Raw genomic sequence first — 11,527 nt, 5'->3', positions numbered from 1 at the left:
AAATAAGACCCTTTGTTTAGAAAAGGATCGAAAGAAAAATTTAATATCAAGCTTCAACATTTTCTAGTTCTTTATGTTTTTGGATAAGGGAAACAATGGTTTCTATGCTTAAAAAAAAGTTTAAATCAACTTCATCATCATCGAATTCGAGATCAAACTCCTCTTCGATATACATGACAAAACTGAGTGCCTGACTCGATTCACTCAGTACTACATGCAATACATGATCGTCCAGATCACTCTTCAAGTCCAGGACTTCCCGGTAGTCTTCACCGAGTAATTCCTTCAAAATTTGAACTAATTTCTTCTCTATTTCAATCGTCGACATGAATCAAAACGTTATTTGAAAAAATTCTGAATTTCGCGTAGGATGAGTGGTTTATTGCGCTCATCTTTTATGTTTATAACTGGTATATGCAATTTTTCTGTAAGCTCTGAGGCTTTAGCCTCAAACTCCTCCTCCTTCAACCAGGTATCGGATACAAACCTCTTCCCTTTCAATTCCCTGACCGACCTCATTTTAGGTGTCATGGCAAGGAACAATGGTTTAGCATCATAATAGACCCGCATGACGTTTAGCAGATTTTCAATGATTTCGACCGGATCTTCAGGACTTACGGTACATATGAATGCATCTGGCCTGATTCCCGACAAGAAATGCATGGAAGAGAAATCTGCAATTTTATGGGTCACTCTGGGTATGGTCAAACCCTGTGTACCGCTCAGGATAATCTGAGGCGACTGATATCGCGCAATTCCATTGGTGACCGCATCAATGAAACGACCCCATTTTTCTTCTTCCAGAAATACGTTGGAATTGTGCCCATAGGGAAAAAGAAAATCAGCTCCTAATAGCGCAGCCTGAGGTTCCGTCGCTACATGGCCCACACGGTATCCCGCGTTGGAAAGTACCTGCTTCACTGTTAATTGAGTCGTAATCTTACCCTGAGTATTTCCCGTACCTACTACTGCAATGGCAGGTACGTTGTGATCATAGAATCGATAGTTGATCACATCTTCAAACAAGTCATCCCCGACTGTAGGGCAATAGATCACTCCCTGGTAATCAGGAAACTCATTTGATTGTATCCTAAGGGCAAGTTGATGAACATTTTCATCCCAAAGAACAAGGTTCTTATCAGCACCTAATGACCGTTTCAGCAAGTTGATTGAAAAGATGATATTGGCATCAAAGAGCTGATCAAGAAAATACCCCATGACCATCGTATCATACTTATTCAGGTCTTCATCTTCCATTTTCTTTTGCACCCGAACACCACTTCCATTGATGTTTCTTGTATCCAGAATACTTCGAGGATAGTCAATCAATAATGCGATTTCAAAAGGACACAGCTCTTCAAATTCGATCACTGTTTTCATCTCCTTCTCAGAGATCCCTGTAATCGCTAATCTTCCCACATTGGGAAACGGTAAATTCCCATGGAACAGCTCCTCACCCAGGGCATCAAGGTTCTTGCTTTTTTCATTCGGAACGAAAGCATTTTCGGCTCGCTTTATGTACTGTAGCTCATATACATCATTGGAAGCATGCCTCTTGATCAACTCCAATAAGGATTTATTATCAATGATGGACCAGTCTTCTTCCTGAAGCATTTTCGCCAACGTTCCACTAAAATGTGCCGCGGCAAAACTGTTTCCGGAAGTGATTTTGTAACCGTTATCCTTCCAAAGCAACCGCTTGGTTGTTCCTTTTGCAAGCACATTAATATGACTTTGATCCAGAAACCCATAGTCCAATTTATCATTGGCAATCCCAGTGGACACGGCAATTACTTCAGGGAAGAAAGCTGGATAACATTCAAAACCAGGCACATTGTGAACGGCGGCAACAATGATCTTTCCTCGTCTTGAAGCTTCTTTGCAAACCAGGTCCAGCTCCGGATTGGGCTTATTCGTCGCAATACCTAAACTAATATTAATGATCTTGATATTGGGTTGATCGAGACACCATTTGATCCCCTCTAAAAGTAGCAACTCATTAAGTGCGTCTTCTTCCGTATGCAGTTTCACTGCGATCAGGGTTTGATCCGGGACGATGCTGTGAATGATACCGGCAATGGCAGTACCATGCCCGGTATCATCTTCAAAGTATCGATCATTTCGCGATACTTTACCGTCCTTTTCGAGGATCACAACGCCATCAAAACTGCATTTCGTGAGCTTTCTGTGAGCCACTTCTACTCCCCTATCAATTACAGCTACCTGAAAAGACATATGTGAATTTCAATTTTTACGTATACATTAATCAAAGCCAAAATGATCGTGCTACTTATTGGCGTGTCCGCCGTTTAGCACTTCATTCCCGACAGGGTTGGCAATAATTTCAGGATGATCCAACATCATGATGTACTGGTCTTTCAAGACAGATTCGAGGTTAGATTTCCAAATCGTACAAGGAGGTTTTTCCTCGTGTCGATACGCCTCAAATGAGCAAGTGTAACTATCGCAAACAGGTAAGAATTTGCAGTTTGCACAGATATCACTAAACTCATGGCGATCATAGCTCATGTAGTGTTTGAAGTCACTGATTTCATACCCATCTGAACAGTGCTTCACCATCTGTTTATCATCGTGAATTGTTTCCCAACATTTATGGACATTACCCTCGGGATCAAATACGATGTGATATGGATTGACCCAGGTCGAGCATTCTTGCTGAACGGTAGGCAGGTCCCAACCTATTCGACCTGTTTTCTTACCATTTTCACAAGCCCAGGCGTTATAACGCTCCATTTTGGTCATTTTGAACTCATTATGAATTTTTTGATACGCATCAGCATCCAGTCGATCCGAAGTATCTTCTTCATTTTCCTCATAGGATCTCAAGACTGAAGAATCTACTGTAATCGTATCACTCTTCTGTGGCCATATTCCATAGTCATACAAATCATCGAAGAACTGACCAAAGTTGCTAGCCACCTTTTTGTCCGTATTCACTCTGATGGTCAAAGTCATATCATCAGGTTTCGCCGCAATATTTCTTAATATCTTCTCGTAGTTTTCACCACCACTTTTTAGAGGGCGGTACTCATTATGCGTCTCTTTTGAACCATCTATTGTGACTTGTAAATGTGATACCTGAGCTTCATGAAGGATTTTCCAGGCTTCCTCATCCAACAGAATACCATTGGTAATGATCTGAGCATCAAACTTTTCAATGCCATTGTCTGCACAAAACTTATGGATCATCGGAGAAAACTCACGGATCAATTTTTTATTGATGAGAGGTTCACCACCGTACCAGCATAGTGAGAAATTCGCCCATTTTTTTACTGGTGCTTTATCTACAAGCTGTTGCAAATACCAAATCATTTGCTTCATCACCTCAGGATCCTTCAGGGTCTTATTTGGTTTGACGAATTCGAAGCAATAGGGACACCCCATATTACAGGTGATTGTAGTTCCTATCGTGATGGTGAGTGATGCCTTATCAAGATCAAAAAGGTTTTCCCGTCCTGAATTATAGATATCCTTAAATGCCGCTTTTTCATCATGATTCTCGTGAACCAGATAATTGCGATCCTGTAAATAATCGATGAAATCTTTAAATGAAATCAATTGATCCGGATCAAAAGCGCCATCATCGATCCAATTCTGAAATATGTTACCCTCTTTATAAGGCAGCACTTCCAGTCCTCCAGACAATAGGTTATACAATAGGTATTCGTTTTTTTCCTCTATAGGAATAAGTACGTTGTAAAAACTAGACTTTAACATAGCTCAACTGTGTTTAATTGAAGTGAACTCCAGAATCATGATTGATATCATCTCCTGAAAGGAATATTTCGGTTAATTACCCGGTAGATGAGGAACAGAAACCTGATCGCTCACTGGGTTGGTATAAAATCAAGGTAGACGGACCCCTTGGTTGTTGGTTATTGTTGTTTTGAATGGAGAGTGAATCCCCGATGGAACACGCTAAAGATAAGCGTGAATTGTTTAAGGAAAAGCTAAAACAGAGAGCAACATCGAGGCTGCTCTCTGATTGATTTGTGAAGTGTAAAATGGTCTCTGATTAGAACAAAATGTCCTCTTCAGAATCCGCACTTTTGTTACCGTCTCTACATTCGTCGCGAGACTCACAATAAGATTGTACAAGACCATAATCCATTTCCAGGTCTTTTGAAGGTTTGATCAACTCCTGGATCGAACCTTGGATGCTTCTCTCAGAAGCAGGTTTTGTTTGCTTGTTCATATGATATAGATTAAAAATTTACTATTTAAAAAAGGATATCTTCCTCGGTATCCGCACTTTTGTTACCGTCTCTACACTCGTCGCGAGACTCGCAATAAGATTGTACAAGACCATAATCCATTTCCAGGTCTTTCGATGGCTTGATCAACTCCTGGATTCCACCTTGAATGCTTCGTTTGGAAGCTGGTTTTGATTCTTTGTTCATGATATTAGATCGTTTAGATGATCAATTAAAACAAGATATCTTCTTCGGTATCAGCGCTCTTGTTGTCCTTTCTACAAGCATCTCGAGACTCGCAATAAGATTGTACAAGACCATAATCCATTTCCAGCTCTTTCGATGGCTTGATCAACTCCTGGATTTCACCTTGAATGCTTCGTTTGGAAGCTGGTTTTGATTCTTTGTTCATGATATTAGATTTTAAGGTGTTCAATTAAAACAAGATATCTTCTTCGGTATCAGCGCTTTTGTTACCTTTTCTACACTCGTCTCGTGTTTCACAATAAGCTTGTACCAGGCCATAATCCATTTCCAGCTCTTTGGAAGGTTTAACTAGTTCTTTTACAGAACCTTTCACTTTTTTTTGATTTTTCATAGTATTAAAAATTAAATAGTTACTCATTCAAAAAAGTATACCTTCCTCTGTGTCCATGCTCTTAGTAGTGATGCTACAATTATCTCACTCACCACATGGATTCCCTGCTTTCACAATAGTCCTGCACATCCATAATCCATTTCCAGATCTCTTGTAGGTTTTATCTATCTACCACCAAGTAGCTCTACACCTTTGTTCAACAATGTGTTTTCATAAGGAGCCAGATCATAGATGGAAGAATACTTCATCCACACATCAGGTTCTATTCCCTGATCTTCAATCACTTTATCTCCGGGGAAATAATTTTTATCAGCCGCGCTATTGGTTCTGAACCTAAGGCCAGAAGGGAAATAAAAATCATAAACAGATGCCAGGCTCCCTCCTGTATTATTCCCTGAAAAGAATAGCACATTGTCCAATCTGGTCATGGCTAAAATAAATTCCTCAGAAGCACATCCTGTCAATTCATTACCCAGAATCACCACTCGCTGGTCCACAGGAAAGCTGCGTTCCTTATTAGGTTTTATAACTGTGGTTTCTTTCTTGTTACCGACATAAGAGTAGCTGTAGTTATAAGGCTTGGCATGCGGTATGAATAGAGAGAACATTCGCATGGCACCCAGGGCTTCTCCTCCACCGTTGTTACGCAAATCGATGATTAATCCCTTGGCTTGCTGGATTTCTTCCCAGTGATTGAGGAACCTCAGGTATACCCCCAGTTGCCATTTGAGTATTCGGAAGTAGGCAATATCGCCTTCCAGCATCTTGAATTCATAGGACTTAGCCCTAAAACCTGGTGGAACCCGGGGCTTTCTTGTTCTTTCTACTACTATTTCTGTAGGGTTACAATTCTCCTCCAGGTAAGTAATGGTAATCGCATCTGATTGAAAAGCCTCCGTCATTTGTGTAAGTGCAAGCCTTCTTCTTCTGTCTTGAGCGCCATATTGCAGATTTGTCAAACTGTCCAACAAGTAGGACGCTTCGATCCCATTCACCTTGATCACTTCCTTATTCAGCAACGGATCTAATTCTTCTTTGAAGGATGCAGCGATGAATAACTTGTTGTTAATATCATATAGCCTCAGTGGAAAAATTCCGCGTTTTGCTTTCTGCTTGGGTACTTCCACTCGAAAATGAGGGTCCTGAAACGTTTCAAATACGAATTGTTCAAGTTTAGGTAAAAACTCGTCTTCTGGCTTGTGCTGATGATTTTCAACAATCTGCTGAAAGTCATTATAAATCTCTGCTTTATCTAACCCTTTTTCCTCATAATACGGATAGTACTGCAATGAAAGGTCCAGGATTTTCACCACTAAAGGAGCCTCTTTATCTTCTTCACTTCCTATCACTGAGTAACTACCTCTGCAATCTTTGCACGCATAAAAAGACTCTGGTGAATTCGCAATCAGACTTGGACTGTATCCTGAAGGACGCTTGATATCATAACCGAGTAAGGGATCCCTGTCAAACAGCCGGTTGATGAATGGCTGCTGCGCTTCAACTATTTCCCGATAACCGTTTCTAAGCACCAGGTCTCCAACGGTAAACTCATATGCTCGAGGTTCTGCCTGACTTACGGTGATTGCCATCTTGCCCACCCTGAAATACGCCGGCAACTCCTGTTCAGACCAATCGGAAATATCTTCATCTCCGGGTACCTGATAACCTTCATGTTTTATCGAGTACCTCTTGGTTAACCAGCGTTGTTCATCAGGAAGGAAGAAATGAATGGCATAGGCATCAATATACCTGGCCAGAACTCGCTGATATAAGATGGTCGAGTCTGCATAAAAATCGAGCATCGGCTCGAAGTTTTTCTCCCAAACTTCCTGAAGCTCACCCGAAGCAAGCGGCAATCCTGTCTTTCCTTCCTTACCTACTGCTTCAAGTAAATTATAGCCGTCGGTCAAGGGTTCTTCCAGGTATTCGTATGGGGGAAAATAATAACCTGGCTCGCTTTGGTAATTATCCGCCCTCAAGGAATAAAAGTCTTGTTTGAGTTGCTGTTGAGAGAATACGACCTTCCACTGGGCAATTACAGGCGCTTGAAAACCGGTAGTAATGATCAACACTACCAGGCCACGAAAAATTCTATTAAGCCGTTGCATATGTCAATTCATTTATATGTCTCAATTCAATATCGTAAAGACTCTTAAGTCCTTCAATCACCTGATCCTCAATGAATTGCCATTGATCTGATGGTGTATAACCACTGTGACGTGACCTGCAGATATCGATGAGTGCCGGTTGTACATGTAGTTCTTTCAACTTATTGATCATCAGATCAATTCGATGTTGGATCTCTTCCTCTGATACCTTAGCTACAGAATGATACATTTCCCGAAAGGAATTGATCAGAAAATAATACCTACCCTCCTCTTCAACGGCATATAGCTTTGGAAAACCAAGGAAATTCATTCGGTGATAAGGATCGTTCTGATAACGTTCATATTCTTCCCTGGTAATTTCCACGACCGTCTCTCTAGATTCATAAGCATCCGTCTGGCAAGAGAAATAGTCCAGGTCAATATCAAGGATAACAGGTTGATCCATGGAGGCTAAATCTTCTATATGAGATTTAGTGAACATGAAATTCTTGTTATCGAACTTGGAGCGGGTGTTTCTGATATCATCTACTTTACCAGCAATCAACTTCTTTCCCGACTGGTTGAACGATCTTACAAACATCTCTTTCGTGCCTGCTCGATCGTGTCTTTGTCGGACCCAGCACATTCCAGTAATGATCTCCAGGTAAAGGCTGGGAATGATGAAAGTAGCAATATCAATTTCGTTATAAGTAAAGTAGTGCAGACTTTCTGTATCTCTTTTGAACTCATTCAGAGAAGTACTGAATCGTGGCATTTGCAAATCGGAATGCTCATCGAAATGCAGCAAAAAATTCCCTTTTTCAGGAATAATACCTTCGTTAATAGCTTGGTTCCAGATGAAGAAGGCTTCGTTGTGTTCTTCTACGATGAATGTGGGTGTGATCTCTGTTTGAAAAGTCATGATTCAAAATTCTTTATCTTGATTAGTAAATTCAATGTCGTTTTTTGACTTGTTCTATCGTTATTTGACTCACGATAGCTATGTGCTAGGCTGAAATGATCTCTATTGCATGTATCTCATACAAAGCAGCCAAATGGTTATAGAAAGTTTCCTCTTCATAGCTGCCATTTTGTGATAATCGCTCATGTAGTTCAAGCACTGAGCCCTCCCAACCATTGTTCACATATTGGACCATAGACAGTAATGTCGAATCCATATCCAGGACTTTTGAAACACCACTATGAGAAAGTATCATTTTGTCATTGTAGCGCTTGAAGAAAACTGGAAAATCAGCATCGGAAAGGATATTTGTACTGGAGCTCAACAAAACAGAGGTTCTAGGTTTCAATCCCTTGTTAAAACCCATTGCACTCATTTTCCTGGTCCACTCGGAATTCAGAAAGAACTCATATAAACTCTCTTTGTCAAAGTTTTCAATCAACAAATTATATCGTTGTTCGAGGTTGTCCGGTAAGTCCATCTGTTTCTGTTGGTCAGGCTCAAAGACGAAGTAGTCCAGATCGTAGTACGTTCTATGATTGGCAGATTCTTGTCTGACAACCTTACTTAATGCCTGAGTCAAGACACTATCCAGATATGTTTGCTTGTCTGGTTGGACATAATCCACATTAATAGACCCGGAGAGCTTGCCATCGTTTTCACCAACGTGCCAGTACTCCATTGGCCAATACAAAACATCTCCTGGAGACAATTCAGCGACAAGTGCCTCACTTCTGAACGCTTCATAGTCATGCACTATCAACTTATTGTTGTCAGGATTTCCAAGTACGTTTTTCCATACATGATCTGACCATAATAACATGCGCCTTGTTCCAAACAACATGAACATAAAATTGGACAACTGATCTCGATGGGCTCCAAAATTGGTTCGTTGATAATTTCCAATGAACAAGTCCGTATTCATTCCAGCCGGAGAGATCTTTGTCCCTTCAAAAATTAATTTGAAAACCGGTCTCATCGCTTTCCAGATATGTTCATAGGTATGAGGTGCATTGGAATACAAGCAGAACTCATTAAACCTTTCATGTTCGGTAAGACCAAAAAGGTAATCTGAAAGATGCTTCTCTTGCCCATCTGGCAAATAGGGTTCTATTCCGGTGAGATACCGTCGTGAAGCATGAGTCCCCGACAAGGAGACTCTATGCTTATCGTACAAAGTCAGTTCTGCTGTTTTCCCGTCAAGGATTCTATTTCCCTGAAGCTGTACCAGCTTCAACAAATCCTCTTGAGTGAGCACCGGTTGCTTCGAAAACCCCTTTATGATCACAGGGGATTTGTCCCAAAATTCCTCCATGAATCGATCCCAATCTAATTCGTCCAGGATCGGCACTGTATTGATTTGCAAGACCTCCATATTAATCTTCTAATTCTTCAAATTCCAATAATGATATATTTGGCTCGTGACCCCTCTGCTCATCCTTCCACAGTGAATACTCCAGTGTCTTTCTGAACAAGTTGTCTTCAGGGATGTCTTCCCAGTTCATTGGGAAATTTTCCTCTAATGGTTTTTTGTTCCACCAGTTGATCAATAGGGTCATGCGTACATCATCATTGATATTGTCGTCACTGGCACTCAAAACTCCGTGTCGTAAGTTTCCTGGAAATAATAAGTACTGGTTGTGGTCGGGTGATGACATGGCCCCATGCGTAGGGACCTGAGGCCGGTGTTCCCGAGTTTCCGGATCAGCACTTTGATCCAATACCAACGTGGCACCGCCATTCTCCCCAAAGTAGAAAACACTTCCCATCGCTGGAAAAGCAAGCTTGCTTTCCCTGGCAAACAGCTTTTCATCCTTGTCAAAATGAAGTGGCTTTAATTCATCGGCCGGACGAATTCTCATCCACCATTCAACACCTTCGAGATTGCCTTCTGGGTCGACATAAGAAGATAAGTAAGTGATGATCTCCTCAACTACATTTCGTGGTGGAATATTTCGATAGTCGTACCACAGGAATTTACCATGCGTTTGAAACCCTTCCAATGAAGCGAATCGTTGCCTTAAAGAAAGATAAAGGTCATTCGGAAGAACATTCTTTATCAATGTTACCTGCTTATAATCTATGTTGATTTTTACTCCCAGATCATTCATGATTATCAAAGATTATTGTGTCATTAATATGGTTTTTCCCACTTCGCACCAAAAGCCATTCATCCCTTTAACCAAAATCAGCTTTCTGCATTCCCCTGGTGAGTATGGGAGTAGCTTAGCGAAAAAATCATAGAACCTTTTTTCACTGGTAAAGCCAGATAAATGAATGATCTCCTTCATGCTAAGGCCCTGGTTTCTCATCAATTTCAATGCATGACTTACTTTGAAATACAACAAGAGTCGCTTGGGGCTGATGAGGTCGTACTTTTTAAATTCTCGGGATAGCGTACTATCGGTCACCTCCACATATTGAGCTAACTCACTGGTATTCAGAATATTGAGATATTCTTCCTCAATTTTGTAGATTGTCTGATTAAGGATCTTTGATGGATACTCATCTTTCAATCCAAACTCATACCGATATACTTTGCTACAATTATCAATGATCAGATCATTGATCACGCGCTTCAGCATAGCTAAGCGCGAAAGGCTCAGTACCCGTTCCACGCCGATTACTCCAAAACGCCTGATCACATCAAAATCTATGTCATTCGGTGTGATACAGACGTGAGGAACTACAGGAAATTTCTGCTTCAGGTTCTCGATGATAGAAGAGATCAATTGTACCTGATACTGAATCTCGAATATGACACAATCAATGTTATCACGTCGTAGGGCGTTTTCGATCGTGTCGTTAGGATTGATGCTCTTATATGAGAAGTTCTCCCCAAGTAAAGTACTGACCTTCTGTTCGAAAGCCTTACTCTCTGAAACTGTAGCGATCTTCATAAGAATTGATTTGTAGTACTTAGACTGTTGCTGAACCCTTTGTTTTGAAGGCAGGATTTCATGTTTGGATAGAGCTTCGCCTTGTCAGTAACATGTTGTAGATTACTTAAAAAGGCAAAGCCAATTGGTCAGTTGGAAAACTGACGATAATTACAATAGCAGTGGAGACTAAAAATGACAGTCAAAATTTCGTACAAGAATGCTAATTCCTAAAAACGATCTGTCGGGTCATACTGCTACTTTTTCCAAACTAAACGCGGGAAGTACCACAACAATGAATTGATTAATTACTTCCACACGTACGGCCACTTTGCTTTCACCTCTGTCTTCCAACAGGATGCCTTCCAGGCCCTGGAAAGCACCGTGACCGATTTTTATCTTATCACCAGAGATTAACGCTCCGGTTTTAATGCTAAACTCTCCTTCCAACAAGGTCTGGATCGCAGACATGAGTTCATCCGAAATGACGTCAGGATGCCCCTCGTTGGAAACAAAGTTTACAAAGCCATTGATGGCATAAATCATGTAAACTTCTCTTACATTGACGCGAACAAAGATGTATCCGGGAAAGACCAGGACATTCATTTTCTTCTTGCGGTCGTGCCACTGTCGCACTTCATCCCTCGAAGGCATGAAAAACTCGATTCCTTTCGCTACCAATTCAGACGCCACTTTTCTTTCGAAATTGGGTCTGGTGTAAATGACGTGCCAGTTACGGTTGTCGGAAGCGTTACGGGAATTGATCATCTCTTCTTGCGTTTTAACTC

The 11,527-nt window shown here is 41.0% G+C and carries 13 protein-coding genes; all 13 read right to left on the bottom strand.

Features of this window, described 5'->3' with window-relative positions; genetic code table 11:
- Positions 1-46 precede the first annotated feature (46 nt).
- The 13 genes from R8G66_05815 to R8G66_05755 all read right to left on the bottom strand — a co-directional run bounded on the left by R8G66_05815 (position 47) and on the right by R8G66_05755 (position 11,507).
- Positions 47-328 carry a hypothetical protein gene (locus tag R8G66_05815; GenBank protein MDW3191856.1) on the bottom strand — a complete coding sequence of 94 codons (282 nt, stop codon included), beginning with the start codon at positions 326-328 and terminating at the stop codon, positions 47-49.
- A gap of 11 nt (positions 329-339) precedes the next feature.
- Positions 340-2,235: a S8 family serine peptidase gene (locus tag R8G66_05810; GenBank protein MDW3191855.1), complete on the bottom strand. Its 1,896-nt coding sequence runs from the start codon at positions 2,233-2,235 to the stop codon at positions 340-342.
- A 51-nt stretch (positions 2,236-2,286) separates the two neighbouring features.
- Positions 2,287-3,738, bottom strand: coding sequence for a radical SAM protein (locus tag R8G66_05805; protein ID MDW3191854.1), 1,452 nt, complete (start codon positions 3,736-3,738; stop codon positions 2,287-2,289).
- A 298-nt stretch (positions 3,739-4,036) separates the two neighbouring features.
- Positions 4,037-4,216: a hypothetical protein gene (locus R8G66_05800; GenBank protein MDW3191853.1), complete on the bottom strand. Its 180-nt coding sequence runs from the start codon at positions 4,214-4,216 to the stop codon at positions 4,037-4,039.
- Positions 4,217-4,241: 25 nt separating this feature from the next.
- Positions 4,242-4,421, bottom strand: coding sequence for a hypothetical protein (locus R8G66_05795; protein ID MDW3191852.1), 180 nt, complete (start codon positions 4,419-4,421; stop codon positions 4,242-4,244).
- Positions 4,422-4,446: 25 nt separating this feature from the next.
- Positions 4,447-4,626: a hypothetical protein gene (locus R8G66_05790; GenBank protein MDW3191851.1), complete on the bottom strand. Its 180-nt coding sequence runs from the start codon at positions 4,624-4,626 to the stop codon at positions 4,447-4,449.
- Between the two features lie 24 nt (positions 4,627-4,650).
- Positions 4,651-4,812: a hypothetical protein gene (locus tag R8G66_05785; protein ID MDW3191850.1), complete on the bottom strand. Its 162-nt coding sequence runs from the start codon at positions 4,810-4,812 to the stop codon at positions 4,651-4,653.
- Positions 4,813-4,976: 164 nt separating this feature from the next.
- Positions 4,977-6,920, bottom strand: coding sequence for a S41 family peptidase (locus R8G66_05780; GenBank protein ID MDW3191849.1), 1,944 nt, complete (start codon positions 6,918-6,920; stop codon positions 4,977-4,979).
- A complete protein-coding gene (locus tag R8G66_05775) occupies positions 6,907-7,821 on the bottom strand; it encodes a UPF0489 family protein (protein ID MDW3191848.1) in 915 nt (304 codons plus the stop codon). The genes R8G66_05780 and R8G66_05775 overlap by 14 nt, the downstream gene beginning before the upstream one ends.
- An 85-nt stretch (positions 7,822-7,906) precedes the next feature.
- Entirely contained in the window at positions 7,907-9,235 is a 1,329-nt protein-coding gene (locus R8G66_05770; GenBank protein MDW3191847.1) for a cupin-like domain-containing protein, read from the bottom strand.
- Position 9,236: 1 nt separating this feature from the next.
- Complete coding sequence (locus tag R8G66_05765; protein ID MDW3191846.1) at positions 9,237-9,971, bottom strand: hypothetical protein; 735 nt, start codon at positions 9,969-9,971, stop codon at positions 9,237-9,239.
- Positions 9,972-9,983: 12 nt separating this feature from the next.
- Positions 9,984-10,760 (bottom strand): helix-turn-helix domain-containing protein, encoded by a 777-nt coding sequence (locus tag R8G66_05760; GenBank protein MDW3191845.1) that lies wholly within the window; start codon positions 10,758-10,760, stop codon positions 9,984-9,986.
- A 228-nt stretch (positions 10,761-10,988) separates the two neighbouring features.
- Complete coding sequence (locus tag R8G66_05755) at positions 10,989-11,507, bottom strand: UpxY family transcription antiterminator (protein ID MDW3191844.1); 519 nt, start codon at positions 11,505-11,507, stop codon at positions 10,989-10,991.
- Positions 11,508-11,527: the final 20 nt, after the last annotated feature.

The organism is Cytophagales bacterium (assembly GCA_033344775.1).
Lineage (GTDB): Bacteria > Bacteroidota > Bacteroidia > Cytophagales > Cyclobacteriaceae > JAWPMT01.
This window is presented reverse-complemented; position numbering and strand designations above follow the sequence as displayed.